This window comes from Trueperaceae bacterium, assembly GCA_023954415.1.
Lineage (GTDB): Bacteria > Deinococcota > Deinococci > Deinococcales > Trueperaceae > JAAYYF01.
In genome coordinates, this window is record JAMLIB010000002.1 from 128,609 (window position 1) to 155,202 (window position 26,594).

Here is a 26,594-nt window from a genome sequence, read left to right on the forward strand (position 1 = left end):
CCACCCGGGAAGTCCGTCGCTGAGGCTACCGACGCCGACCGGGATGCCATCCGCTCAAGGCGCGGACCGGCGCAGGCGCCCTTTGGGCGCCTCGGCCGGCGCTACGACCCGCGCTCGGCCGCTTAGTGTCTGGATCGTGCGCGACCGTCACCCCCGCCTTGCGTGCGCGCCCCACCCCGTATGAACCCCGCCGACCCGACGCTACGCGGCATCCTGCTACGCGTCGTATCCACCGCCTTCTTCGCCTGCATGGCGGTGTTCGTGAAGCTCGCGAGTCACGAGGCGCCGGTCGGTCAGGTCGTCTTCTTCCGCTCCGCCTTCGCCGTCATACCCCTAATGATCTTCCTCTTGGCGCGCGGCGAGTTCCCCCGGGGCCTAGCCACCAAGCGCCCGCTCGGCCACCTCGCCCGTTCGGCCCTCGGCACCGGCGGGATGTTCTTGTCCTTCGCGGCGATCGCCCGACTGCCGCTCGCCGACTCGACGCTCGTCGGCTACGTGGCGCCGCTCCTGACCGCGCTCCTCGGCGGCCTCCTCCTCAAGGAGGTCCTCACTCGCTCCAAGCTGACGGGGATCTTCCTGGGGATGTGCGGCGTCCTCGTGCTCACGCTGCCGCAACTGGTGGGGACGACGATCGACACGCCGCGCCTCGTCGGCTACGGCCTCGGCCTACTCTCCGCGGTCCTCTCGGCCGGCGCGATGATCCAGGTGCGGCGGCTGGGCACCACGGAGTCGCCCGGCGCCATCGCCCTCTACTTCGTGCTCGTCTCGGCCGCCGCCTCGCTCTTCACGCTCCCGACGGGCTGGGTCTCACCGAGCGCAGGCACCCTCGCCATGCTCGTGCTCGCCGGCCTGGTCGGCGGCCTGGCGCACATAGCCATGACGCTCTCGTACCGCTACGCCGAGGCCTCGACCCTCGCCCCGTTCGAGTACCTCTCGCTCATCTGGGCCGGCGTCCTGGACCTCACCGTCTTCCACGTCGGGCTGAGCCCATGGTTCATCTTGGCGGTGCCGCTACTCCTGACGGGCGCCGCCGTCTCCACCGGCACGCTCGGCGAGCTGGTGCAGAAGCGCGCTAGGCGCGGGCGGGGCCGTCGACCGCCGGACGAGCGCCCCTTACGCAAACGAGCGGCGTAGGGCCAAGGACCTAACGCGACCGCCGTCAGCCGCAGCAGGAGCCCTCGCCCGCCGACCGCTCCTCCAGCCTGCAGAAGCACGACGAGCCTATCCGTACGTCCGCCCGCGCGAGCGCCACCGCCAGCCGCTGCCTGAACGGCTCCGCCTCCGCCTGCCTCCCGAGGCGCTCGTAACACTCGACCAGGCCGTGCAACGCCCACACGTTGTCGGGGTGCTGCAACGCGCGCGGCACGCTGCCGCTCAGGCCGAGGTCCTCCCGGTACGCCTCCAAGGCCTCCGCCGCGCGACCGCGTTCGAGGAGCAGCGCGCCTAGCGCGTGGCGTACGGGCTGCATCCAGGCCCAAGGCTCGTCGTAAGGCAAGGTGTCGGAGAGGGCGATGGCTTCCCGCAGCGCCTCGAACGCCGCGGCGTACTCGCGGGCTCGGTACAGGATCTCACCTTCGAGCATCTTGGCGGCTACCGCCAGGATGTCGAGGCACGTGTTATTGAACACGGTCCGGCTGGCGGGCACCCGCGCCACGGCGGCCTCGAACGCGCGCTGCTCCTCGCGCGCGCCCGGCACGTCGCCGAGGGCCGCGAGGGCCACCCCGCGCGCGTAGCGCGTCATGGCGGTCGTCACGCAGTAGAGGTCCGGGTCGGCCGGCAGCGGCAGGGCCAGAACGTCGTGCCAGCGCCCGAAGCGGATGAGCGCGTGCACGCGCATGCTCAGGAAGCCCTCGAGCCAGTCCGCCATGGGCGGCAGCTCCACGCGCAGCAGGCTCTCAGGCAACGCCTCCTCCAACTGCCTGGCGCCCTCGAGCGCCGGTCCGAGCTGGCCGAGGAAGAGCGCGGAGTAGATCTTGAAGTGGATGTTGTGGCAGCGGTAGAGCGTGTAGAAGTCCCCGCCGCCTCCGCGCGCGAAGAGGCGGTCGTCCGCCGCCATCCCCAGCTCGTTCGCCACGAGCGAGTCGTGATAGTTGCCGCACAGGACGTCGATGTGCGAGGGCATGTGGCGCAGGTGACCCGAGTCGGGCACGAGATCGCGCAACGCGTCGGCCGCTCGCAGCGCCGCCTCGGGACGCGGCGACATCTCCATCGTGTGGATGTACAGGTGCAGCAGCCCGGGATGCCCTTGCCCGCCGCCGGCGTCGCGCTCGGCCAGCGCCTTCTCGAGGACGGTCTGCGCCTCGAGGGTATCGGCCCCGGTCGCTGGCTCACCGGTCGCCAATTCCCATAGCTTCCACGGCGTCCGGTTGATGAGCGCCTCCGCGAACAGGGCCGCGACGTCCGGGTCGTGCGGGTGGGCCGCATGGACCGCGCGCATCGCATCCGCGTAGTCGTCGTTCCACGCCTGGAAGGGCGGCGCGTCGGACGCCACCTCGGAAGCGGGGTAGCGGCGCACGAGGGCCTCCGCGAGCGCCGCCTCGACGGGCCATGCGTCCGCCCCCGCGGCCCGCACGGCCTCGACGGCCGCGCGCGCGGCACCGTGGGCCAAGGCGAGGGCCTCGCGCCGCTCCTCCTCGAGGAACGCTTCCCAGGGCTTGTTGTAGTTGCAGCCGGCCGCGTACGCGACGCCCCACCATGCCATCGCGCAGCCGGGGTCGGCGCTCGCCGCGCGCTGGAAGCAACGGATGGCCTCCTCGTGGTGGTAGCCGTAGCACCAGGCCAGGCCGCGGTCGAACCAGAGCTGCGCTTCCGGGGAGGCCGTACGCACTCGCCGCGAGTACGGGCCCAGGTCGTGATGGCCGCCGCCGGCCGCGCCGAGATCAGCCGCTCGCTCCACTTTCGCCTCCTGAACGACGGCCGCGCGGACGCGGTCCGCTGCGGTCCGACCTAGAGTTTCTGCTCGAGCATGTTACCGGGTGCGGGAGCCGGAGGCCGCACGAGGGCTGGGCGTCACTGCCCGCCGACGTACCCCAGCGCCGCGGAGATCTCGCCGGCCGCCGCCTTGACCGCCGCGACGGCCCGCCCCTGGGCCTCCTCGGTGAGCCTGCTGTCGGGCCCCACGACGCAGATCGCGCCGAGCACGTGACCGTCCGTGCCGAAGACGGGCGCCGCGATGGAGAACGCGTCGTTCGCGAAGTCCCCGACGGCGACGTGGTAACCGCGCTCCTTGATGGTGCGGGCGAGCTCACGGATCCTGGTCGGGTCGCGCTCCATGAGCGGGGTCTTGGGCTGCAACTCGCGGCTGAGGATCTGCTCCTGCAGCTCGCCGGGCAGGTACGCGAACATGCATAGCCCCGTTCCGCCGTAGTACATGGGGAACTTCGTGCCTATGGGCGTCGAGACCCTAACCGGCTGCGGCGACTCCTTCATGGCCACGATCACGCGCTCGAGGCCGGCTCGGAGCACCAGGTGCACGGTCTCGGACGTGGCTTCCACCAAGCGCTCTATGACCGGTTGGGCGACCTCGTTGACCGGCAGGCTGCGTTGCGCCTGGTAGCCGAGGTACATGGCGCGCGACCCGAGCGAGTAGCGCCGGTGATGGTCCCGGTACACCATGCCCTCGCCCTCGAGGGTGGCGAGCATCCGGTAGATCAGCGAGTTGCTCATCGCCAGCGACGACGAGAGTTGCGAGAGCGTCTGGCGGGGCGTCTCGGCCAACCCACCTAGGATCTTGAAGGCTGCGCTCACCGCGCGCACCTGGTACTTGGTCGAGGCCCCGGGTCTGTCCGTCACATCGTCCCCCTGGCGCCGTGGGGCGCGTCCGCCCGGGTCGTCGTCACGCCTCGACCCCCGTACGCCTGCGCATCGAGGCTAGCAGTCTCGAGAAGGCCAGCAACTCCGCAGGCCGGTCCGCCATGAGCATGACGCTGCACCCTACCTCCGGCGTCGGCACCGAAATAGAACTCTCTGAAAGCAGGTTAGCAAACTTCGTCAGGCTCCCTAGGGCCGCCGGAGCGCCGAGCTTCGGCGGCGGCACGGGGAGCGTCGGCAGCAGGAGCGGCGCGTCCTCGCGTTGCCTGAACGCCACCAGGGGGGCGAGCACGCGGCTCCTCAGCTCGTCGACCCGGGCATCGCTCCAACCCAGGTAGGGGGCGAGGCGCCCCCGCACCGCGGGCGACACGTCCTCGACCTCGCGGAGGAAGTCGGCGAGGCTCATGGCTATCTCGGCCAGGACGAGGACCCCTTCTCTTCGCTGTACCCGCTCGCTCTCCATGAGAGCGGCGCTGTCGCACGCCTCGACCGCGACACCTTCCGCCCGCAACCGGCCGACGACGCGTCCGAACCGCCTCGCGACCCCGCGGCTGCAGTGGGCGGCGACGAGGTCTTCCGGCACCACGACGCGTGGCGGATGGCTCGCCTCGGTCAGGTCGATGAGTCGCTCCACGGCCCGGCGCAGGGAAGCGTGGTCGGGCGCGAGCACGCCGAGCTGGTCGCACGTCGGCGAAAGCACGACCGCGTCGCGTAACCATGCGCCCAACGCGCCGAGCGAGAGGCCGAGCACGCCGCAACAGGCCGCCGGGATCCTGGCGCTGCCCGCGCTGTCCGTGGCGAGGGAGAACGAGACCGAGCCGCTCGCCACCGCCGCGGCGCAACCGCTCGAGGAGCCGCCCGGCACGCGACCGGGCCACCGGGGGTTGACGGGCACCGGGTAGAACCGGCTCTCGCCGAGGCTAGAGAAGGCCAGCTCGCTCTGGATGGTCTTCCCGAGGAGCACCGCCCCCGCCGCCTGGAAGTGGCTCACGACGGCGCTCGTCGGCCGGCTCCCGCGCAAGGCGGCGAACCGCGGGTGACCGCAGGTGGCGGGGTGGCCGGCCACGTCGAACATCTCCTTGCAGGCGAAGGTCCAGCCTTCCCCGGCGGAGGGCGCGCGAGCTGCCCGGAGGTCGACGCTGAACGGCGCCGTCACCGTCGGTACGCCGCTCACTCCCCCGTCGACCCCTGGCGCCCAAGGTTGTCGAGCAGGAAGCCGAGGATCCGTGGCACCGCCTTGCGCCATGCGTCCGCCGTGCCGAACACGTGCTTCTCGCCAGGGAACGTCACGGTCTCCACGCTCTTGCCTAGCCTCGCCGCGTCGGCCTCCAGGAGCAGCTGTTGGGGGTAGTCGACGGATTCGTCCAACGTGCCGTGCAAGCTGAGCAGCGGGGCCTCGAGCTGCCCGGCCAGCTCGCGAGCGGAGGCGCGGGCGCGCTCCCGGGTCCCGAACGCGCTCCCCATGCGCCCGTCGAAGTAGATGGGTTGGCCCGTCTGCAACTCGTTCCAGTACCTGGCGCGCTGGTCGAAGTCCCAGATGCCGGCGAGGCTCACCCCGGCCGCGAACGTCTTCGGATGCCGCACGAGCGCCTGCAGGGTCAGGGTGCCACCCCAACTTAGCCCCCAGATGCCGATCCGAGCCGGATCCACGTACGGCAGCGCCGCCAGGTAGCTCGCTGCCGCGGCGCAATCCAGGGTGTCGGCGACACCGCACGCCATGTGGTTCGCCTGCTCGTGCTCCAACCCGAACCCCATGCTGCCCCGGTACTCGACGGACATCACGACGAACCCCAGCTCGACGAGGCCAAGGTTGATCTCGTGCAGGAGCGTGTACGCGTAGCTGGCGGGGTAGCCGCGCGTGAGCTGCCTGAACACGCCGCCGTGCGCGTAGACGAGCGCCGGGCGTCTCTGCCCCGCTCCGATGCCGCCAGGCAGGTAGAGGTCGGCAGGGACGGCGCGGTCGGGCGTGCAGACAGTGATGGGCAGCGGCAACGGCACCTCACGGCCGCGGGGTTTGATCGCGGCCTCCGCCGGGTCGCGGGGCGCGGACCGGCCGCCAGGCGACCGCGCGGAAGCGTCGCCCCGACCGCGCAGGGCGTCGGCGACGCCGATGGTCGAACCGTCGGGAAGCAGTAGCCGCAGCGCCGCCCCAGCACCGGCATCCGACTCCACGAACACCAACGCTTCGTCGCCCAACCACGCCTTGGCGCCGGTGGCGCCCAGCGCTTCGGAACGCCGCGCCAGGACGCCGGCGGCGACGTCGAACGTGTAGAGGTGCCGCTCGCGCAGGCCGGCGGCGCTGCTGTTGAACGCGAGGAACCTGGCACTGGGCGAGAAGGCGGGCTCGTCGTGCACGTCGGTGAGGTCTTCGTGCCGCCCCGGGTTCACGACCCGCTCGCGGCCCGTAAGGAGGTCGAGCACGCAGACGAGGGGCCAACCTTCGACGTAGCGCACGTAACAGATGGTGTCGCCGGCAGCGACGGCGGGCGGCAGGGGGGCGAACCCCTTGCCGCTCGTCTCGGACACCAGCTCGGTCATCGCTCCGCTCGCGAGGTCGAGAACAGCGACTTGGCGCCGCTGCGAGTCGCGCGACATGCGGGTGACCACCAGCCGCCCGGCGCCCGCGAACGACGGCGCTAGCATGCACCACCCCCGCTCGTGCCACCGCCGGAGCTCGACCCCGTCGCGCGCGAGCGCCAGCAGGGACGAGGAGCTCCCGTCGCCCTCCGCCACCCGCACGGCGACTGTCCCCCCGTCAGGAGCAGCCGCGACGTCGCCGAGCAGGCGAGCGCCCAACCCGACCTCCAACGCTTGGGAGCCGTCGGGGGCGTGGCGCCAGAGCGTATCGGGCCCGGCCAACCAGAGGTCGGGGCCTACGGCGGCGGAGACCCTGCGCCCGGGCCACCGACCCAGGCGCTCCGGCTCGTCGTTCTCCCAGGACCAGCGTTCCAGCCCTGCCTGCGCGTTGCGCACGAACCCGCCGGCGTGCCAGCGCGCCTGCACCACCCCGGGCAGGTCGTGCGCCACGGTCCCGTCGCGCTCGATCAGCCTGGTGACGTCGCCCGCAGGGGAGCGGACGAACGCGGCGAAGCCGCTGCCGTCGGCGGCGGCGAGCAGCGCCACCGGGTACGCCGTGCCGACGACGCGCTCGGTAACGGCGGCGATCGTCGCAGCAGCGGAACGGGAGGCCGTGAAACCCGAGGTGGCCGCCGGCAGGCGCTGCGTGTCCGACACTCCCACCTCAGCCCCTCTTCCCTGCCGAGCGCACGTCGTAGACGTCGCCGAGCGCGTCCCCCACGAGGTTCATCGCGAGCACCAGGCACGTGATGGTGAGGCCGGGGAACACCGACATCCACCAGGCCTGCCGCAGGTAGGCCCGCGCCTCGCTGAGCATGGTGCCGAGCTCGGGGGTGGGCGGCTGGGCGCCGAGGCCCAGGTAGCCGAGCCCGGCGGCGGCGAGGACGGCCGAGCCGACGTTCACGGTCGTGATGACCAGGAGCGGCGGCACGACGCCGGGCAGCAGGTGACGCAGGAGGATGCGCCAGTCGCCGGCGCCCAGGGCACGAGCGGCCTGCACGTAGTCGCGCTGGGCGAGGGCGCGCGTCGTGGACCGCACGGTGAGGGCGTAGATGGGCACCGTCGAGGCCGCGATGGCGTACACCGTGTTCATGGTCCCCGGGCCGAGGACGGCCACGATGGCGATGGCCAGGAGTATGGACGGGAACGCCAGGTCGATCTCGAGCAACCTGACGATCAGCGCGTCGAGACGCCCTCCCGCGTACCCCGCCACGAGCCCGAGCGGCACGCCGATCACGAGGGCGAGGCCGACCGACGCCGCGCCGATCAGCAGCGACGTCCGCAGGCCGTGAAGCACGCGCGCGAAGACGCTGCGCCCCAGGTCGTCGGTGCCGAACCAGAACTCGGCGTCGGGGCCGACTTGCAGTGCGCGGTAGTGGATGGCGGTCGGGTCGTGGCGCTGGATGCTCGGTGCGAGGACCGCGGCCGCGAGCAGTACGAGCAACAGGACGACGCCGAGGAGCGCTCCGGGTCGGCGGAAGCGCCGCAGGAGCGCGCGCCTGACGCGCCGCCCGTGGGAATCGCCTCGGGCGGCCTCCGAGCGGCCCTCGGGCGCGGCGCCTGCCACTCCCCTTCCCTTCGTGGTTCCCGTCGAGCGGGCCATCAGCTCTTGGAGATCCTCGGGTCGAGGAGCGAGTACGCCATCTCGGCGGCGAAGTTGACGAGAACGAACACCACGGCCGACACGAGGACCACGCCCTGGATGACGGGAAAGTCGCGGGCGAGGATGGCCTCGACCGCCAGCCTGCCCAACCCCGGCCGCGCGAAGACGCTCTCGACCACGATGGCTCCGCCGAGCAACGCGCCGAACTGGAGGCTGACCACCGTCACCACCGGGATGAGCGCGGCCTTGAGCGCGTGCTTGTAGACGACGAGCCTGCCCGGCACGCCCTTCGCCCTGGCCGTGCGCACGAACTCCTCGCTCATCGTGGCGAGCATCGTCGTACGGGTCATCCGGGCTACGACCGCCGAGGTCGGCAGGGCCAGGGCCACGGCGGGCAGGACCAGGCTCCGCCACCCGGCGTCGCCGACCACCGGTACCCACTTGAGGACCAGACCGAAGAGCGTGATGAGCAGGAGCCCCGACCAGAACGTCGGCAACGAGAGGCCGACGAGCGGGAACACGGATACGAGGAACTCGACGACCCTGCTCTTGCTGACGGCGGCCAGGACGCCGACGGCCAGACCGGAGAGCGTGGACAGGAAGATAGCCCCGATGGTCAGGTAGATAGTGGAAGGGAAGCGTTCCTTGATCGCCTGGATGACGGGCTGGCCCGTCCTGATACTGGTGCCGAGATCGCCCTGCACCGCGCGGGCCACGTACCGCACGTACTGCTCGGGCAACGGTCTGTCCAGGCCGAGGTCGCGGCGCACGCGCGCGATGTCGGAGGCAGTCGCCTGGTCCCCCAGCAGCGCGAACGCCGGATCGCCCGGCACCGCGTGGATCATCAGGAACGTGGCGAGCGAGACCCCCACCAGCACGACGACGAGGGCCAGGAGCTTACCGGATAGCCGAGACGCCATTCAGGTTCCGATCTTGCCGGCGCTGCGCCGCCGGGGGCGGTGGGACGCCGGATCCGCGTCCCACCGCCGCGTGACTCGTTACTTCACGTAGGCGTCGAGGAGGGCGACGAAGCCTTCCTTGCTCAGCTGCGCACCCTCGACGCGCGGCTGCAACGCGATGTAGTTGTCGTTGATCCATAGAGGGAGCCAGAGGCCCAGGTCGAGGACCATCCGCTGGAGCTCGGCGTAGGTCTCGGCGCGCAGGGCGTCGTCCGACGTGCCGCGCGTGAGCGCGAGGCGCGAGTCGATCTCGGGGTCGGCGTAATGCGCCCAGTTGTAGCCGGTGCCGATGTTGGCGGAGTTCAGGTAGGAGTTGAGGATGTCCGCCGACGTGTAGGTGTAGCCGAGGAAGATGGCCTGGTGCGCGCCCTCGCGGCCCTGGGCGAGCAGCGTCGTGTGCTCGACCAGCTCGACGTCCACGGTGATGCCCAGCTCCTTCAGCATGGCCTGCACGACCTGCGCGGACTGGGGCCAGCCGTAGGTGCTCGACGTGATGATGGAGAAGGCGAGGGGTTGGCCGTCCTTGACGAGCTTGCCGCCCTGCTGGGTGTAACCGGCCTCTGCGAGGATCTCGAGGCCACGCGCCGGGTCGTAAGGCGCCGCGTAGTCGCAGATGCCGTCCCAATAGCCCAGGATGCTGGGCGGAAGCGGCCCGCAGGCGGGCTGGCCGAGACCGCGCAAGGACACGGCGACGAGCGCGTCCTTGTCGATGAGGTACGCCATGGCCCGGCGGACGAGCGGATCGTCGAACGGCGCCTTGTTGACGTTGTAGGCCATGTAGAGGCCCAGGCCCTTACGCATGAAGCTGAGCATCGTGTAGCCGCCGGCGTCGCTGAGCTGCTCGACATCGCTCGGCGCGACGGTCAGGAGGTCGACGTTCCCGGCGAGGAACGCGGCCGTAGCCGTGGCCTGGTCGGGGATCACCTGGAAGACGATCGTGTCCAGGTAGGCGGCGCCGTCGTGAGCGTACTCGGGACCCCAAGCGTAGTCGGGGTTGCGCTCGAGGGTGATCTGGCTGCCGCTCGCCCACGGCCCGACCTTCCAGGGACCGGTGAGCACGGGTCGGCGGTTGAAGTCGGCACCGAGCTCCGCCGCCGCTTGCGCGTCGATGACGGCGAGCGCCTGCTGGGTGAGGTTCTCGATCAGCAAGTAGTACGGCCTGGCGAGGTGGAACTCCAGCGTGTACTCGCCCACCGCGACGACGTCGTCGACGGGTGCCAGGAGCCCCGCCGCCACCGCGCTCTGGGTGGCCGGGTCCTTGGCGCGCAGGAACGACGCCCGCACGGCCTCGGCGTTCACGGGCCTGCCGTTATGGAACGTGACGCCCTCGCGCAGGGTGAAGGTCCAGACCGTGTCGTCGGCCGACGGCGCCCAGGAAGTGGCAAGGCCGGGGATGTAGTTGCCGTCCAGGTCCTTGTTGACGAGGGTGTCGCCGATGTAGCGCATGACCTGGTTGACGACGGCCGTGGCGCTCTTCTGCGGGTCGAGCGAGTCCGGCTCCGCGTTGATGGCGATGACGACCGAGCCTCCGGCCGTCTGCGCCAGGCCGACGCCGGTGAGGGCGATGGCCAAGCAGGCTAGCAACGAGCCAACTACCGTTCTGAGCTTCATCTTCTTCCTCCTCATGCTGGGTTGGACGCCGAGGGCGGCGCCGAGTTCTGGTCTCGGTGAACGACTACCCCGCCCTTCACGACGAGGGTGGGGGTGCTGAGCGTGGTCAGATCGGCGGTCGGGTCGGCGGCCAGTACGAGCAGGTCGGCCCAGGCGCCCGGCTCGAGGCGACCGATCTCGTCCGTCTGCAGGATCTCCGCGTTCGTCCGCGTGGCGGCCGTGAGGACGGCCTCGGCGGGAACGCCGAGGCGCTCGATGAAGAGGAGCTCCTGCCAGAGCTGCCCTTGCGGCATGTAGGTGCCCGCGTCGGTGCCGGCCCCCCACTTGACGCCGGCGGCCACCGCTGCGAGGAAGGCCTCCGCCTTCTTCTCGAGCACCCGCGCGGCGAGGTCGCGTTGGAAGCCGCCTAGGGTCTCGGAGCGGGCGATCACGTCGTAGACGATGAACGTCGGGACGATGTAGGCCCCGCGCTCCACCGCCAGCTCTACCCCGCGTTCGTCGATGAAGCTCGCGTGCTCGATGGTGCGGACCCCCGCCTCGAGGCAGAGCCGGATGGCCGTCGCGGGGTGCGCGTGGGCGGCCACGTAGGTGCCCGTCGAGGCGGCCTCTGAGACCAGCGCCCGCAGCTCTCCGGGCTCGAACTGCGGGGCCTCCGGGTCCTCGCCTTCGTCGGCGACGCCGCCGCTCGCCATGATCTTGATGAAATCGGCGCCCGCGGCGCGCTGCTCGCGCACGGCCAGCCGCGCTTCCTCCTCGCCGGTCGCCTCCCGCCCCCAGTAGCTGACGTGACCGCCGGGGGCACAGACGAAGGAGCCGCTGGTGTCGACCCTCGGACCCTCGACCATGCCGGCGCGGATGGCCTCCTTCAGCTCGACCGCGATCCGACCCGGGCCGCCGACGTCGCGCACGCTCGTCACACCGGAGCGCAGCTGGACACGCGCGTTCCTGACGCCCTTGAGGACCCGCGCGCTCAGCGGCTCGGCTCGCGCCGCATCCTGACTGAGAACGAGATGGGTGTGAGCGTCGACGAGGCCAGGGATCACGAAGGCCCCGCCCAGGTCGACCTCGTTCACGTCCGTCCCAGCGCGGCCCGGGGCCGTGGAAGCGTTGATGGCGGCGATGCGCCCGTCAACGACCTCGATGTCAGCCCTTTGGAACCGTCCCTCTCGGAAGAGGCGTCCGTTCCTGAACGTAGCCTGCATCGCGAAATCCTTTCGTACAGTAAAAACTCTTTTCGTACTGAGGGAATGGTAGCACCCCGGCGACCGGCAAGCAAGGCGTGCGGCGTTCGGTAAATCGTTATACTCAACTGAGTCCACCCCAAGGGAGACGCTCATGCGCGCACTATCCCTACGACAGCCAGGCCGGTTGGTGGCAGTGGAGCTCCCGGAGCCACGGCCGCCGGCGCCGAACGAGGCGCTGGTGAGGGTGCTGAGCGTCGGCGTGTGCGGCACCGACCTCCACGCCTTCCTCGGCGATCAGCCGATGATCGAGTACCCCGTCGTGCCTGGTCACGAGCTGGCCGTCGAGGTCCTCGAGCTCGGCTCGCCCGCGCCCGGGCTCGCCGTCGGCGATCGCTGCACCGTGATCCCGTACCTCGACTGCGGTCGGTGCGGCGCATGCAAGCGCGGCAAGGGCAACTGCTGCGAACGGCTCACCGTGCTCGGCGTCCACGTCGACGGGGGCCTGAGGGAGCGCTTCACCCTGCCGTCACGGCTGCTGCTGCCGGCCAACGATCTCGACGACGACCGTCTCGCGCTCACCGAGATGCTGGCCATCGGGGCGCACGCCGCGGCGCGTGCCCGCCTCGAGCCCACCGACACGGTAGCCGTGATCGGCGTGGGCCCCATCGGCCTCGGCGTGCTGGCGGCCGCGGCCCGCCGCTGCGCCGGCCTCGTCGGCGTCGATCGCAGCCCCGACCGCCTGGCCTTCATGGAGGGAACGCGCCTCGCGACGCCGGTGGCAGGGGGCGAGCGACTGGCGGAGCGCCTACGCGACGCCTTGGGAGGGGAGCTACCGACGGTCGTCTTCGACGCTACCGGCAACGTCGCCTCCATGCAGGCCGCTCCCGACCTGGTCGCCCCCGGAGGGCGGGTGGTGCTCGTCGGGCACACCCGGCACCAGCTCACGTTCGAGAACCCCACCGTCCACCGCAAGGAGTTGAGCATCCTCGCGAGCCGCAACGCCACGCGCCGCGACTTCGAGGAGGTGCTGAGCGCCCTGCGCTCGGAGGCCACGGACCCGCGCACATGGATCACGGACCGCACGGACCTGCAGGGCGCCGTGCGCGAGTTCCCCGGTTGGGCGAGCGGGTCGACCGCGCTCGTCAAGGCGCTGGTGCGGCTGTCGTGAAGGTCGTCGCCCTCGGTCGCACCGGGCTGAACGTGAGCGTCGTCGGCCTCGGCGCCTCCGCCATCGGCGGGGTGTACGGGCCGGTCGCGGAGGCGGACGCCATCGCCACGGTAGCCGCCGCCCTCGAGGCGGGCATGACGCTGTTCGACACGGCGCCGGCCTACGGCGCCACGCGCTCCGAGGCCCTGCTGGGGCGCGCGCTCCGCGGCGTCCCTAGAGGGAGCTACGTCCTCTCGACCAAGGCGGGCAAGACGACCTCGAAGAGCGGCGTCGACAGCTTCGACTTCTCGGAGTCCGGCGTCAGGCGTTCCGTGTCCGAGAGCCTCGAGCGCCTCGGGACCGATCGCCTCGACATCGTGCACCTGCACGACTTCGACTACCAGGGCGGGCGTCACATGGACCAGGCCATCGCCGAGGGGTTCCCCGCGTTGAACGCCCTCAAGGCCGAGGGGATCGTCGGCGCGATCGGTGCCGGCATCTACTTCATGGAGCAGTGGAAGCGCACCCTGCTCGAGGTCCGGCTGGACGCGGCGCTGCTCCACAACCACCACACCCTGTGCGACGTGCGGGCGCACGAGCTCCTTCCCCTGCTCGGGTCCCGCGGGATCGGCGTCATCAACGCCGCCCCGTTCGCCAGCGGCCTCCTCTGCGGCAGCGAGCCGGCGGCGTGGCACCCGGCGCCGCCCGAGGCGCGCGCCCTGTTCGCGCAAGCCGCCGCCCTCACGGCGAGCCTGGGCGTGCCCATCGCGCGCCTGGCGCTGCAGTTCGCCGCCTCGGAGTCTCGCCTACCCGTCACCCTCTTCAGCTGCGCCGACCCGGGCACCCTGAGGCGCAACCTAGGGTGGCTCGGCAGCCCTCCCGACCTCGACCTGGTAGCCAAGGTCCAGCGCCTGCTCGAGCCCGTCATGAACCGGCGATGGGCGTACGGGGCATGAGCGTCGCTCCCTGCGACGCCCCGGAAGGACAGGCCCCTCCCGAGACGATCGACGCCCACCAGCACTTCTGGCGCTACCATCCCGCCGAGTACCCCTGGATGTCGGAAGAGCAGGCCGCCCTCAAGCGCGATCACCTGCCCACCGATCTCGCCCCGCTCATGCGGGCGGCCGGCGTCACCGGCACGGTCGCCGTGCAGGCCAGACGCATGCTGCGCGAGACCGAATGGCTCCTCGAGCTGGCGGTCGCCGAGCCAACGGTGCTCGGGGTGGTCGGCTGGTTCGACTTCTCCTCGCCGAGGCTCGAGCACGACCTGGAGCGACTCGCGCCCGAGCCGCGCCTGGTGGGGGCCCGGGAGCTCATCCACGACATGCCGGACCTCGACTACGCCGTCTCGCCCGGGCACGTGAGGGGCGTCAAGGCGGTCCAGCGCGCCGGCCTGGCCTACGACCTCCTGCTGCGGCCGGAGCACCTGCGCCCGGCCACGGCCCTCGTCGACCTCCTGCCCGACCAGCGCTTCGTGATCGACCATCTGGCGAAGCCGCGCGTCGCCGACGGCGCGTTCGAGCCGTGGGCGAGCGACCTCCGGGCCATCGCGGCGCGCGACAACGTCTACTGCAAGCTCTCGGGGCTCGTCACGGAAGCGGACTGGGTCGACTGGCGAGCCGACGACCTGCTCCCCTACCTGGAGGTGGCGCTGGAGGCGTTCGGGGCCGAGCGCGTGATGCTCGGCTCGGACTGGCCGGTCTGCACGTGCGCGGCGGACTACTCGACCACCATCGACCTGGCGAGGCGGTCGCTGGCCGGCCTGAGCGCCGCGGAACGAGCCGCCGTGCTGGCGGGCACCGCCCGCCGGTTCTACCGCCTCGTATGAGCCTACGCGCCTCGCGCACCAGACCGGGCCGGTCGGAAGGAGCAGCATGATCACGCTTCAGGAACATAGGGAGAGACGCTCGCGGTTGATGGCTGCCTTGCGAACGCGCCACGCGGCGCCGGTCGCGCTGCTCCAGGGCGCGCCGCAGCCTTCTGCCCACGCTCGCTTCCGCCAGTACAACGACCTCTACTACCTCTGCCCCGTAGAGTCTCCACACGCCTACCTGGCCATCGACGGACGCGACGGCGACACCGCGCACCTGTTCCTGCCCTACCAGCCGGGGCACCGCCTCAAGAGCGAGGGCGTCATCGTTAGCGCCTCCGACCCGGCGCACGCCGAGCGCGTGACGGGCGTCGACCAGGTGCACGGCCTGGACGAGCTGGCGGCGTTCCTCGAGCGGGTGCGGTCGCTGCACACGCCGCTGCGCCAGGGTGAGGGCGCGCTGCAGTCGTGGGACACCCTGCAGCGCGCCGGCCAGGAGCGCGTCTCCGACCCGTGGGACGGGCGCCTGGACAGGAACCGCCACTTCGTGAAGCTCCTGCGCGAACGGCTGCCCGCGGCCGAGCTATGCGATCTGGCGCCCGTGCTCGACGCGCTCAGGCTCGTGAAGTCGCCCGCCGAGGTGGAGCTGCTCCGCCGGGCCGGGCGCCTCAGCGCCCACGGCCTGTTGGCGGCGCTGCGCGCGACCAGGCCGGGGGCCGCCGAGTACCAGCTGGAAGCTGCGTCGCGCTTCGTCTACCTCGACCACGGCGCCCTCGACGTGTCCTATCGCGCCATCGCCGCCAGCGGGGACAACGCGTGGTACGGCCACTACAACGCCAACGACGCCGTGCTGCGAGACGGCGACCTCGTGCTGTTCGACTGCGGTCCCGATTACCGCTACTACGCGTCCGACATCACGCGCATGTGGCCCGTGAACGGGGCCTACACCGCCACCCAGCGCCAGCTCTACGGCTACATGGTGCGCTACCACCTGACGCTGCTCGAGCTGCTGGCCCCCGGCGTCACGGCCGAGCGGGTCCACGCAGAGGCCGCCGAGAGGATGCGCGCCCACGTGGACTCGACGGCCTGGGAGAAGCCGATCTACGAGCAGGCGGCCCGGCGCGCGCTGGCGTTCCCCTACCACCTGTCCCACCCCGTCGGGATGGCGGTCCACGACGTCGGCCACTACCGGGGCGAGGAGCTGCGGCCCGGCATGGTGATCAGCGTCGACCCGCAACTGATCGTCCCGGAGGAGCGCAAGTACCTACGGGTCGAGGACACGGTGGTGATCACCGAGACGGGCACAGAGAACCTCACGAGCGACGCGCCCTACGAGCTGGACGAGATGGAGTCCTTGATGCGCGCGGCCGGTCCCGGGCCGTTCGAAGGCTACGCGCGCCTCTGGGAGCAGACGGCCTGAGCGGGGGCCGCCCACCGACCCACGCGCGCTACGGCCTCACAGACCGGCAGCTCTCCCTGACGACGAACTCCGTCGTGACGATGCTCTCGGTAGGCGCGGCCGCCGGACCCGACGGATCGTTGAGCATGGCGAGCATGGTGTGCAGGGCCAGCCGGGCCATCTCGACCCTTGGCGTGCGCACCGTCGTGATGCCCGGCCGCATGAACGAGGTCCAGGCCGGGTCGTCGAACGCGACGACCGAGACGCTGCCCGGCACGTCCACGCCGCGGTCCTTGAGGCATTGCAGCGCGGCGCCGGTCATCAGCTCGTTGCAGACGAGGAGCGCCGTGGGCGGGTTCGCCAGCGCCATGAGCGCCTCGACCGACCGGTAGGCGGGCTCGTACCTGTACTCGCCGAGGCCGACCAGCGCGTCGTCCGGCTTCAGCCCGGCCGCCGCGAGGGCGTCCCGGTAGCCCGCCAACCGCCGCCGACCCGAGCTCAACGCCTGGTTGCCGGCGACGATCCCTATGCGGCGGTGCCCCAAGGCGAGCAGGTACTCCGTGGCGCGCTGGGCCGCGGGCCGGTCGTCGATGTTGATCCGCGGCGCCTTGAGCTCGGGGTTGGCGCACTCGACGAGGACCATGCGCACGCCGTCCTCGATGAGCTTGGCCACGAACCCCTCGTTCTCCGGCGCGGGCGAGAGGATGATGCCGTCCACGTTCCGTTCCTGGAGGGCCTTGAGGTAACGGCGCTCGACCGCGGGGTCGTCGGCCGTGGTGCCGAGCAGCACTTGGTAGCCGCGCTCCTGCGCCGCGGCCTCGATGCCGCGGATGAAGGTCGTCCAGTGGTAGCTGACGATATTCGACACCACCACTCCGACGGCCTTGGTGCGGCCGACGCGCAGCGAGCGGGCCAACGCGTTCGGGCGGTAGTCCAGCTGCTCGGCGGCCGCCATGACGGCGCTCTGGGTCTTGGCGCTGAACGAGCCGTAGTTCGAGAGGACGCGGCTGGCCATGCCGACGGAGACGCCGGCCTCCTCGGCTACCTCGCGCAAGGTCACGCGCTTGGTCGTGCGAGTAGAACGTCTCACCGCCATCCGGCGCACCTCGAGCCGGCTTGCGCGCTTACGCCAGATCGCCACCCCTGACCGTTCACCGGCGTGGACCCGTCGCTCATGCTGCAGCCCCCTTTCATCACTCCCGGGAGTCTAAATGATTGACAGATGCCGACCCTAGGTATAACGTTACACTCAAAGCCGAAGCCACAACGGAGGTGCAACATGTCGCGAGTCCGGAACGCCGTAAGGGTGCTGCTCGCAGCGCTCACCCTCCTCACCGGCCTGGTGAGCGCCCAGACCTTGAACGTCACGCTCGACCAGAACACCGCCGTCATCGACCCGACGGCCAACTGGTTGTACGATCTCACGTCCAACCAGTTCGTGCCGCTCGTCGAGTACGACTTCGACACCGGCCGCAGCGTGCCGGCCGGCGCCGAGTCCTGGACGGTTTCGGACGACGGCCTCACCTACACCTTCCACATCCGCGAGGGCTGGAACTGGTCTGACGGGAACCCAGTGACGGCCCAAGACTACGTGAACGGCTTCAGGCGCATCGCCGACCCCGCCACGGCCGCTCCGATGGCCTACCGCATCTACATCGTCAAGGGCGCCCGCGAGATCAACCAGGGCGAGGTCGCCGACCTCACGACCCTCGGTGTGACGGCCGTCGACGATCACACCCTCACCGTCGAGGTCACCGCGCCGGCTTCCTGGTTCCTCTCGTCCCTGGCGACCATCGGGCACGCCGTGCCGCAGTGGACGATCGACGCTTTCGGCGCTTCCTGGACTCAGCCCGAGAACGTCGTGGTGAACGGCCCCTACAAGCTCACGCGCCTCGACCAGGAAGACATCGCCGTCCTGGAAGCCAACCCCAGCTACTACGCCGCTGACGAGGTCCAGATCAAGACGGTCAACCTCTACCGCGTCGCCCAGGAGTCCACGGCCCTCGCCCTCTACGAGAGCGGTGACCTCGACACCGTCGCGGTCCCAGCCAACGACCTCGACCGGATAAAGGCGGACCCCGTCCTTAGCCAACAGTTCCATAGCGGCCCGTCCACGACGCTCTACCGCTACGACTTCAACGCCATCAGGGCACCGTTCGACAACCGCCTCGTCCGCCAGGCGTTCGCAGCAGCCACCGACAAGCAGTCCATCGTGGACTTCATCACCAAGGGCGGCGAGATCGTCGCGCCGACCCTCACACCTCCAGGTTCCGTCGGGCACGTCCCCGCATCCGCCGGCGTCGGCATCCCGTACGACCCCGAGCACGCCAAGGAACTCCTGGCCGAAGCCGGCTACCCGAACGGCCAAGGGCTGCCCACCATCACCCTCGCCTTCAACGCCTCCGAGACGAACAGCCGCATCGCGCAGGCCGTGCAGCAGATGTGGCAGAACACGCTGGGTGCCAAGGTCGAACTGCAGTCGGTCGAAGGGGCCACGTACTCGCAGGTCGCTAACGACGGCGCCTACAACGTCTGGCGCATGGGCTGGGGCATGGACTACCCCGATGCCAACAACATCCACGCCGAACTCTTCACTTCGGACGTCGGCTCCAAGGCGCTGCTCAGGAACGCCGAGTACGACCGCGTGGTCGCCGAGGCGGCCGTCGAACAGGACGTGGGCAAGCGCACCGAGCTCTACACCCAGGCCGAGCGTATCCTCGTGCAGGAAGAAGCCGGCACGCTCCCCATCTACTGGGGCGCCGTCAACCTGCTGATCCGCCCGGGCCTCCACCGTGACATGGTCGCGCCCGGCTACAACCGCGCGTTCTGGAAGTGGACGCTCGACTGAAGTAGACCTAAGGTCGGGGGGCAACCGGGTACACTCGGTTGCCCCCGACAGCCGCGCGCGGGCCATGCCCACGCGACACCACTACGGCGCGGTCCATCAGGCCGCCACCTTTCAAGGGACCGACCGCAATGGCAGTACTCGTAGTCAGACGCGTCCTCGCCTTGGTGCCGGTACTGCTCGTCATCTCGGTCGTCACGTTCCTGCTGATGCACTCGGTGCCGGGCAGTCCGTTCGCCACGGAGGACAAGCCGCTGCCACCGCAGGTGAAGGCCAACCTCGAGGCGTTCTACGGTCTCGACAAGCCGCTCGTCACGCAGTACCTGGACTACATGGGCCGCGCCGTACGCGGCGACCTCGGCCCCTCATATCTTCAGCGCAACCGCACGGTCAACGAGATAATCCGCCAGCACCTCCCGCCGTCCGCCGTCCTCGGAGTGCTGGCCCTCGGCGTCGCCCTCGTGGTCGGCGTCCCTATCGGGGTGCTCTCGGCCGTGAGGCAGAACACCCTCGTCGACTACCTCGGGATGTTCGTCGCCATAGCCGGCGTGTCGGTTCCCGCGATGACCCTGGGGCCGCTCCTCATCTGGGGCTTCGCGCTCGAGCTCGGTTGGTTGCCGGTGGCGCGCTGGGGCACCTGGCAACAGGCCGTCCTGCCCGCCTTGACGCTCGGCCTCGGTAGCGCCGCCGTCCTCGCGCGCCTGACGCGCGCCAGCATGTTGCAGACGATCCACCAGGACTTCATCCGCACCGCCCGTTCGAAGGGCCTGACCGAGGAGCGGGTCGTCACGAAGCATGCGCTGCGCAACGCGCTCATACCGGTCATCACGGTGATCGGGCCGCTCTTCGCCTCGCTCGTCACGGGTTCCATGGTGGTGGAGCAGATCTTCGCGATCCCAGGGCTCGGCCGCTACTTCGTCGATTCGGTCGCGTCCCGCGACTACCCGGTCATCATGGGCACCACGCTTCTCTACGCCCTGGTGCTCGTCGTCTCGAACCTGGTGGTTGACCTCTCCTACTACCTCATCGACCCCCGCATGCGCCTGGAGGACGCCGGCTGATGGTGGGCGTCACCCAGACGGAGTCGCGCAAGCGCAGCGACGCGCCCGCGGCTCGAGCACTGCGAAGCCTGCGCAGGAACGTGCCCGCCATGCTCAGCATCGGGGTGCTCGTCATCCTCGTGTTCGTGGCGGTCTTCGCTCCTCAGGTCGCGCCACACGACTACGCAGCCGGGGACCTGTCGGCCAACTTCGCCAGACCCGGGGCGCGGTTCCCACTCGGAGCGGACTTCCTCGGGCGCGACATGCTCTCGCGCCTGATCTACGGCACGCGCATCTCGCTCGCCGTCGCTTTCCTCGGCGCGTTCTTCGCGTTCACCGTTGGGCTCGTGTACGGCGTCATAGCGGGTTACTTCGGCGGCCGGCTCGACGACGTGTTGATGCGGATCGTCGACGTGCTCTACGCGTTCCCCGGGCTGCTCTTCATCATCCTCCTGATGGTGGCCTTCAAGACCGGCTTCGGCGGAGGGATCGCCAGCAACCCTGTCATGTCCGCCATCAGCCGCTTCGACGCGAGCCTGGGCGGCATGTTCCTCATCATCGTGGGCATCAGCCTCACGTCCTGGGTCGGCATGGCGCGCCTCACCCGCGGCATGGCCCTGGCACTGCGGCACTCGGAGTTCATCACCGCCGCGAAAGCGCTGGGAGCGTCCAACCGCCGCATCATCTTCAAGCACCTGGTGCCGGCCATCGCCGGACCGCTCATCGTGCAGGTGACGCTCTCCATCCCAGCCTTCATCGGCACGGAGGCGTTCCTCAGCTTCATCGGCATCGGGGTAACGCCCCCCACGCCCTCCTGGGGAACGATGATCGCAGAGGGGTTCTCCTCCATGCGTAGCCACCCACACCTGGCGATCTACCCCGGGCTCGCCCTCGCGATCGTCATGTTGGCCTTCAACTTCTTAGGCGACGGGCTGCGCGACGCCCTGGACCCCCACTCACGCTGAGTTCGTATCGCGCCGGCCCTTACGGGCGCGAGGAAGGCGAGAACGGAATGATCGAGCGATGACACGGCCTACCGACCTCGGGTTGCTGGAGCGACTCGTGAACACGCCCGGGGTATCCGGCTTCGAACACGCAGCGCAGGAGATCGTCTACGCGGAGCTGGAGGCGCACGCCGACGAGATCTGGCGCGACCGCATGGGCAACGTGATAGCCCTGAAGCGAGCCGTAGCAAGTGGAGGCGTACCGCCTCGCCGCCTCATGTACGCGGCGCACGTCGACGAGATCGGCATGCTCGTCAGGCACGTCGACGCGGACGGCTTCATCCGCTTCCAGGCCGTCGGCGGCCTCGACCCACGGACCCTGATCAGCGAGCGGGTCGTGGTGCACGGGACCAAGAACGGCAGGCACGAGCTCAAGGGCGTCATAGCCCCCCAAGCCGGCTGGCTCGGAACCGCGCAGGACCGGGAGCGCGTCTTCCCCATGAAGGAGCTGTACATCGATCTCGGTCGCGCGGCCGCCGACGTTCACGAGCGGGTCCACATGGGCGACGTGATCACCCTCGCGGCGGAGTTCGACCTCCTCAACGATGACGTGGTCGTAGGGCGCAACTTCGACGACCGCATCGGCGTGTACTGCCTCATCGAGGCGTTCAAGCGGATCGAGGCGCCCCCCATCGACGTCTACGCGGTCAGCACGGTCCAGGAGGAGGTCGGCGTGCGCGGCGTGCCCACGGCGGCGCACGCCGTCCAGCCGGACATCGCCCTCGCCATCGATGGCAGCTTGCCGTCCGACACGCCGTACGCGGCACCGGACGAGCGCCAATGCGCCCTCGGCGAAGGAACGGGCATCTACCTCGTCGACAACCGCACGATCGGCAACCCCGGCCTGATCGCGGGCCTCCTGGCCACCTGCGAGCGTCACGGGATAGCTTGCCAACGCAACCTCGGCGGGGCGACCGACGCCTCCGAGATCCAACGTCGGAACCTCGGCGCCTGGGCGACCACCATCGGCGCGCCCACCCGCTACATGCACTCCACGGTGCAGCTCTGCCACCTCGACGACGTCGAGGCGACGGTGCGACTGCTCGCCCACTTCCCTTCCCACGCCGCCGGCATCCTGCCAGCCGATTGGAGGTAGTCCGTGAAGATCACGGGCATCGACCTGTTCCCCATCCGCATGCAACCTGTGAAGACGGGCTACCGCGCCGAGGACGAGCTGTCGGCCATCGCGCGGGTGGACACGATCCTGATACGCGTCAACACGGACACGGACCTGTACGGCCTAGGCGAGGCGGCGACCATCCGGTCGTACTTCAACCAGACGAGCGGGACGCTGCTCGAGTGGCTGAAGGACTCGGCGGCCGTGCTCGTAGGTGCGGACCCCCTCAACTTCCACGACGTCCATCGCCGCATCCACCCGGTGAGCGGCGAGAAGCCGCCCGGCACCCAACCCGCCCGCGCCGCGATCGACATGGCCCTCCACGACCTGGCCGGGCGGGCCTACGGGGTGCCCGTCTACGAGCTGCTCGGCGGCGCCTACCGGACCGAGTTCGAGATGCTCACCAACCTGTACGACGAGACGGCCGAGGAGAAGGTCGCGTCGGCCCTCGAGTTCGTCGCCAAGGGCTTCAAGGGACTGAAGATCAAGGTGGGCGACAGCTTCATCATGGGCGGTTACAGCATGGACAACGTGCGGCACGAGCTCGGCATGCTGCAGGCCGTCCTGGAGGCGGTGCCGCCCGACATCTACATCGACGCCGACTCGAACCAGTCGTGGCAGACGGCCAAGTTCGCGGTGCGCGCGGTCGAGTGGCTGACCCATGACCGGTTCTACCCGAACCTGTCGCTAGAGCAGCCCCTGCATCATCTGGACTTCGCCGGCCACGGTTACGTGAGGAACGCCCTGCCGGTGCCGCTGATCCTCGACGAGACCATCACCTCGCCGGAAGCGATGTTGCAGGCCGTCAAGCACGACGCCTGCGACCGCATCGTCCTGAAGATGAACCGCGTGGGAGGGTACCTGAACGCCAGGCGCATAGCGGCGATCTGCGAAGCCGAAGGGGTCGGCATAAGCCTGGACACCATGCCGTTCACCAAGCTCGGCGACACCGCGCACTGCCACCTGGCCGCCTCCCTTCGCGACCCCTACCCCATCGACGCGGAAGGGCACCTCTGGTTCCGCGACACCCCGATACTGGGCGGCCTCGAGGTCGACGGCGGCACGGCCAGGATCGGGGACGCCCCGGGCCTCGGGGTCGAGCTCGACTTCGACAAGCTGGAGGAGATGGCCGTCTGAGACCGCCGAACGTACTCTGGATCGTCGCCGACCAGCTGCGCTACCAGGCACTCGGCTCCAGCGGCGACCCGAACGCCATGACCCCGTCCCTCGACCGGCTGGCGGCGGAAGGCGTGCGCTGCACGCAAGCCGTCAGCCAGTACCCGGTGTGCATGCCGTTCAGGGCGGCGCTGATGACGGGGCAACCGGCGAACCTCAACGGCGTGGAGCGCCACGGCGACTTCCTTGACCCGTCGGCGCGCACGGTGGCGCACGCGTTCGGCGACGCCGGCTACCGGACCTCGTACGTGGGGAAGTGGCACCTCGCGCCCGAGTCGGGGGCCGCCATGGTGAGCCCCGAGGGTTGGGCCGGACAAGACTTCTGGGTCCACCCCCGCCTGCGCGGCGGCTTCCACGACTGGTTCGGCTTCAACATCTCGAACAACTACTACGAGACGTACATCTGCTCGGGCGAGAAGGTCGAGCCCGTCCGGCTGCCCGGCTACCAGACGGACGCCCTCACGGACATCAGCATCGACTACCTGAGCCGCGTGGCGGCCGGCGACGTACGGACACCCTGGTTCCACGTGATCAGCTACGAGAGCCCCCACCCGGGCGCCGGCGGGCCCGGCGGCTCGGCCGGCTACCCGGTGCCGGACGGCTACCGGGGGCTCTACGACCCCACGAGCCTGACGTTGCGCCCCAACGTCCCGCCGGAGTCCGCCGGCAGGGCGCGCGAGCAGCTGGCCGGCTACTACCGCCTGATCGCCAACCTCGACGACAACGTCGGCCGGCTGTTGGCCCACCTCGAGGCCACGGGCCTCGGAGAGGACACCCTCGTCGTGTTCCTGTCCGACCACGGGGAGATGGGCGGCAGCCACGGCCTACGCAACAAGCAGGTCCCGTACGAGGAGTCGCTGCGCGTCCCGCTGACGTTCCGGCACCCCGGCCTGCCGGTCGGTGCGGAGTACCGCGACCCCATCTGCGGCCTCGACGTCGCGCCTACCTGCCTGGGCCTGTGCGGTCTGCCCGGTCTGGACGGGGTCAAGGGCATCGACCACTCCGGCGCCCTGCGGCGGTCGTCCGCCGCGGCGCCAGGTCGCCCACTGCGCGATGCCGTCCTCGTGCAGTGGAACGACACCCGTTACCGGTTCGGCGACCACCCTTACCGGGCGTTGCGCTCGCCGCGGTACACGTTCGTCCTCGGCCGCGACGACGCCTTCTGCCTCCTGTTCGACCGGGAGGCGGACCCTTACGAGCTGAGGAACCTCTACTGGGACGCGGCGCACCCGGAGCTCAAGGCGCGCCTGAGCGTCGAGCTGCTCGCGTTGCTGGCGGAGGCCGGTGAGGAGCCGCCTGACTACGTCGTCGGGCGGTTGCGGTCACAGGGAGAGCGTTGACGAGGCGTCTTCGATGTTAGATGCTTGATGCATGATGCAGCACCGCACGACGTTGGCCATCGACGAGGACGTCCTGGCTTATGCCAGGCAGCTCTCGGAAGCGAGCGGCAAGCCGCTCGGCACCGTCATCTCAGACCTGGTCCGCACGGCCATGACGAAGCCCGAAGCAACGTCCATACGTAACGACATCCGACTCCTACCTACCGGCAAGGCGGCTGGGCGCGCGACCCTGGCGGATGTAAACCGCCTGCGGGACGAGTCGCCGTGAAGCCCAGCCTGCCGGACGTCAACGTCCTCATCGCCCTGCTCGACCCGCTCCACGTGCATCACGACCGGGCGCACGCGTGGTTCGCGGAAGCTCGCCGCGCGGCGTGGCTGTCTTCGCCGACCACCCAGAACGGCGTACTACGGATCGTGTCGCACCCGAAGTACCCGAACCACCAACCGCTCCAGACCGTGCTGGAGAGCCTGCGGAGCTTACTGTCTGTCGGTCGGCATCGCTTCGTCGCGGACGATCAGAGCGTCCTTGGCTCGGCAGGCCGAGGGCAGCTGGTGACCCCAGAGCGCCTGGCGACCTCGGCACAGGTCACCGACACGTACCTGCTCGCGCTCGCAGCCGCCAACGAGGCCAAGCTCGCCACCTTCGACAGGCGCATGTTCACGGGGGCGGTTCGCGGCGGGGATGAGGCCAGGTACCTGATCCCTTGAGCGGAACGCCCATCCGATGCCGAAGTCACCCGCTAGAGGGCGAGCAGAGGCTTAGGCGCTATCCGCTGACCACCAGTTCGGCCAGCCCCCGCGGGTAGAGCGACAACCGCTCGCACCCCTCCTCCGTCACGAGGACCGTGTCGGAGTGCCGGAACCCGGCCAGCCCGGGCACGTAGATGCCGGGCTCGACCGAGAGGATCATGCCGGCCCGTACCGGCGTATGGTCGTCCAGGTCGAGGAAGGGGTGCTCATGCCCCTCCATGCCGAAGCTGTGCCCCGTGTGGTGGCGCAGGTACTCCCCCATGCCGAGCTCGTCTCTGATGAAGCCGGACACGTCGCGCTCGACGTCGGCGCAGGTCCGTCCGGGCCGTATCGCGGCGAAGGCGACGTCCTGGGCGGCGAGCATCGCCTCGAAGTACCGCCTGCAGGCCTCCGAAGGCTCGCCGAAGAACATCGTCCGCTCGAGCTCCGACTCGTAGCCGCCCACGACCCCGAACGCGCCCGTGACGATCACGTCTCCGCGCTGCAGGCCCTCGCCCCCGTGAAGCCCGTGCGGGTTGGCGGTGTTGCTCCCCCGGATGAACATCGCGTTCGCCGGCCGGCCCTCGCGCGCTTTCGGGACGTACCGGTCCCCCAAGTGCCTGAGCATCTCGGCCGTGGTCGCGAGGCTCGCCGCTTGGGAGACGGCCAGCTCGCTCGCGCCCTCGACCATGAGGTCCTGCATGGCGCGGTGCGCCCGGTCGCCCCAGACGCAAGCCTCGCGGACCAACGCGACCTCGGCCGGGCTCTTGACGATGCGCAGGTCGTCTACGAGCTCCAGGCGGGTCGCCACCGCGTGGCCGAGGACCTGGCTCAAGGACGGGCCGCGGTACCCCCACCTGTGCTCGTAACCGTCGAGGTCGGCCGCGAGGCGCGCGTTCGCCACTCCGACATCGACCAGCAAGTCGAGGAGGTGCAGCATCGGATGCTTGCCAGAACCCCCGCCCGGGTACTCCGGGTAGGTGCGCACGTGCTCGAGCTGCTTCGCCTGCTGGCGAACGTGGTCCACCTCGAGGCTCGGGATCAGGATGTGCGGATCGCCGTCGACCGGCACCACGAGGACGACGGGCCGTTCCGTGGCCGCGAAGTGGAAGCCCGTGAGGTAGCTGATGCGGACCGGCCCGAACACGCACAGCGCCGAGAAGCCGGCGGCCTCGAGCCCGTGCTTGAGCGTGGCGACGCGCTCCTCGTGCTCGCGCGTGGAGATCTCGAGACGTTCCACGGC

General features: G+C 70.2%; 23 protein-coding genes. 13 read left to right on the top strand and 10 right to left on the bottom strand.

From position 1 onward, the window contains the following. The first annotated feature begins 180 nt into the window (after positions 1 to 180). Positions 181 to 1,134: a DMT family transporter gene (locus tag M9914_03025; GenBank protein ID MCO5173139.1), complete on the top strand. Its 954-nt coding sequence runs from the start codon at positions 181 to 183 to the stop codon at positions 1,132 to 1,134. 25 nt (positions 1,135 to 1,159) lie between these two features. Here the strand turns inward: M9914_03025 and M9914_03030 are convergent, their stop codons facing one another. The 8 genes from M9914_03030 to M9914_03065 all read right to left on the bottom strand — a co-directional run bounded on the left by M9914_03030 (position 1,160) and on the right by M9914_03065 (position 11,762). After that, positions 1,160 to 2,896, bottom strand: coding sequence for a tetratricopeptide repeat protein (locus tag M9914_03030; protein ID MCO5173140.1), 1,737 nt, complete (start codon positions 2,894 to 2,896; stop codon positions 1,160 to 1,162). A gap of 113 nt (positions 2,897 to 3,009) precedes the next feature. Beyond that, complete coding sequence (locus M9914_03035) at positions 3,010 to 3,792, bottom strand: IclR family transcriptional regulator (GenBank protein ID MCO5173141.1); 783 nt, start codon at positions 3,790 to 3,792, stop codon at positions 3,010 to 3,012. 43 nt (positions 3,793 to 3,835) lie between these two features. Further along, a complete protein-coding gene (locus tag M9914_03040) occupies positions 3,836 to 4,984 on the bottom strand; it encodes an amidase family protein (GenBank protein ID MCO5173142.1) in 1,149 nt (382 codons plus the stop codon). Then, the gene (locus M9914_03045) at positions 4,981 to 7,044 is read right to left on the bottom strand and encodes a prolyl oligopeptidase family serine peptidase (protein MCO5173143.1); all 2,064 of its coding nucleotides are present in this window, start codon (positions 7,042 to 7,044) and stop codon (positions 4,981 to 4,983) included. Before M9914_03045 ends, M9914_03040 begins: the two co-directional genes overlap by 4 nt. 7 nt (positions 7,045 to 7,051) lie before the next feature. Continuing rightward, positions 7,052 to 7,954, bottom strand: a complete 903-nt coding sequence (locus tag M9914_03050; protein ID MCO5173144.1) for an ABC transporter permease — start codon at positions 7,952 to 7,954, stop codon at positions 7,052 to 7,054. Between the two features lie 35 nt (positions 7,955 to 7,989). After that, entirely contained in the window at positions 7,990 to 8,910 is a 921-nt protein-coding gene (locus tag M9914_03055; GenBank protein ID MCO5173145.1) for an ABC transporter permease, read from the bottom strand. 78 nt (positions 8,911 to 8,988) lie between these two features. Beyond that, positions 8,989 to 10,560 carry an ABC transporter substrate-binding protein gene (locus tag M9914_03060; protein ID MCO5173146.1) on the bottom strand — a complete coding sequence of 524 codons (1,572 nt, stop codon included), beginning with the start codon at positions 10,558 to 10,560 and terminating at the stop codon, positions 8,989 to 8,991. 11 nt (positions 10,561 to 10,571) lie between these two features. Continuing rightward, positions 10,572 to 11,762: an amidohydrolase family protein gene (locus M9914_03065; protein MCO5173147.1), complete on the bottom strand. Its 1,191-nt coding sequence runs from the start codon at positions 11,760 to 11,762 to the stop codon at positions 10,572 to 10,574. Between the two features lie 220 nt (positions 11,763 to 11,982). Between M9914_03065 and M9914_03070 the strand changes: the two genes are divergently transcribed. From M9914_03070 to M9914_03085, 4 genes are all read left to right on the top strand, one after another. Continuing rightward, complete coding sequence (locus M9914_03070; protein ID MCO5173148.1) at positions 11,983 to 12,912, top strand: alcohol dehydrogenase catalytic domain-containing protein; 930 nt, start codon at positions 11,983 to 11,985, stop codon at positions 12,910 to 12,912. Further along, the gene (locus M9914_03075) at positions 12,909 to 13,847 is read left to right on the top strand and encodes an aldo/keto reductase (GenBank protein ID MCO5173149.1); all 939 of its coding nucleotides are present in this window, start codon (positions 12,909 to 12,911) and stop codon (positions 13,845 to 13,847) included. The genes M9914_03070 and M9914_03075 overlap by 4 nt, the downstream gene beginning before the upstream one ends. Beyond that, complete coding sequence (locus M9914_03080; GenBank protein ID MCO5173150.1) at positions 13,844 to 14,719, top strand: amidohydrolase family protein; 876 nt, start codon at positions 13,844 to 13,846, stop codon at positions 14,717 to 14,719. Before M9914_03075 ends, M9914_03080 begins: the two co-directional genes overlap by 4 nt. 88 nt (positions 14,720 to 14,807) lie before the next feature. Next, positions 14,808 to 16,121 (top strand): aminopeptidase P N-terminal domain-containing protein, encoded by a 1,314-nt coding sequence (locus tag M9914_03085; GenBank protein ID MCO5173151.1) that lies wholly within the window; start codon positions 14,808 to 14,810, stop codon positions 16,119 to 16,121. A gap of 28 nt (positions 16,122 to 16,149) precedes the next feature. Here the strand turns inward: M9914_03085 and M9914_03090 are convergent, their stop codons facing one another. Beyond that, positions 16,150 to 17,190 (bottom strand): LacI family transcriptional regulator, encoded by a 1,041-nt coding sequence (locus M9914_03090; GenBank protein ID MCO5173152.1) that lies wholly within the window; start codon positions 17,188 to 17,190, stop codon positions 16,150 to 16,152. A 189-nt stretch (positions 17,191 to 17,379) separates the two neighbouring features. On the opposite strand from M9914_03090, the gene M9914_03095 reads away from it, so the two are divergent. The 8 genes from M9914_03095 (at position 17,380) to M9914_03130 (ending at position 25,330) form a co-directional block, all read left to right on the top strand. Beyond that, positions 17,380 to 18,948, top strand: a complete 1,569-nt coding sequence (locus M9914_03095) for a peptide ABC transporter substrate-binding protein (protein ID MCO5173153.1) — start codon at positions 17,380 to 17,382, stop codon at positions 18,946 to 18,948. A gap of 128 nt (positions 18,949 to 19,076) precedes the next feature. Then, entirely contained in the window at positions 19,077 to 20,006 is a 930-nt protein-coding gene (locus M9914_03100) for an ABC transporter permease (GenBank protein MCO5173154.1), read from the top strand. Continuing rightward, positions 20,006 to 20,950, top strand: a complete 945-nt coding sequence (locus M9914_03105) for an ABC transporter permease (protein MCO5173155.1) — start codon at positions 20,006 to 20,008, stop codon at positions 20,948 to 20,950. Before M9914_03100 ends, M9914_03105 begins: the two co-directional genes overlap by 1 nt. A 58-nt stretch (positions 20,951 to 21,008) precedes the next feature. Continuing rightward, a complete protein-coding gene (locus tag M9914_03110; protein ID MCO5173156.1) occupies positions 21,009 to 22,085 on the top strand; it encodes a hypothetical protein in 1,077 nt (358 codons plus the stop codon). 3 nt (positions 22,086 to 22,088) lie between these two features. Next, a complete protein-coding gene (locus M9914_03115) occupies positions 22,089 to 23,243 on the top strand; it encodes a mandelate racemase/muconate lactonizing enzyme family protein (protein MCO5173157.1) in 1,155 nt (384 codons plus the stop codon). 35 nt (positions 23,244 to 23,278) lie between these two features. Continuing rightward, on the top strand, positions 23,279 to 24,622 hold the full coding sequence (locus M9914_03120) for a sulfatase-like hydrolase/transferase (protein ID MCO5173158.1): 1,344 nt from the start codon (positions 23,279 to 23,281) through the stop codon (positions 24,620 to 24,622). 31 nt (positions 24,623 to 24,653) lie between these two features. Continuing rightward, entirely contained in the window at positions 24,654 to 24,890 is a 237-nt protein-coding gene (locus M9914_03125; protein MCO5173159.1) for a hypothetical protein, read from the top strand. Continuing rightward, positions 24,887 to 25,330, top strand: coding sequence for a hypothetical protein (locus M9914_03130; protein MCO5173160.1), 444 nt, complete (start codon positions 24,887 to 24,889; stop codon positions 25,328 to 25,330). Before M9914_03125 ends, M9914_03130 begins: the two co-directional genes overlap by 4 nt. 58 nt (positions 25,331 to 25,388) lie before the next feature. Here M9914_03130 and M9914_03135 read toward each other — a convergent pair whose 3' ends face one another. After that, a complete protein-coding gene (locus tag M9914_03135) occupies positions 25,389 to 26,591 on the bottom strand; it encodes a Xaa-Pro peptidase family protein (GenBank protein MCO5173161.1) in 1,203 nt (400 codons plus the stop codon). Positions 26,592 to 26,594 lie beyond the last annotated feature (3 nt).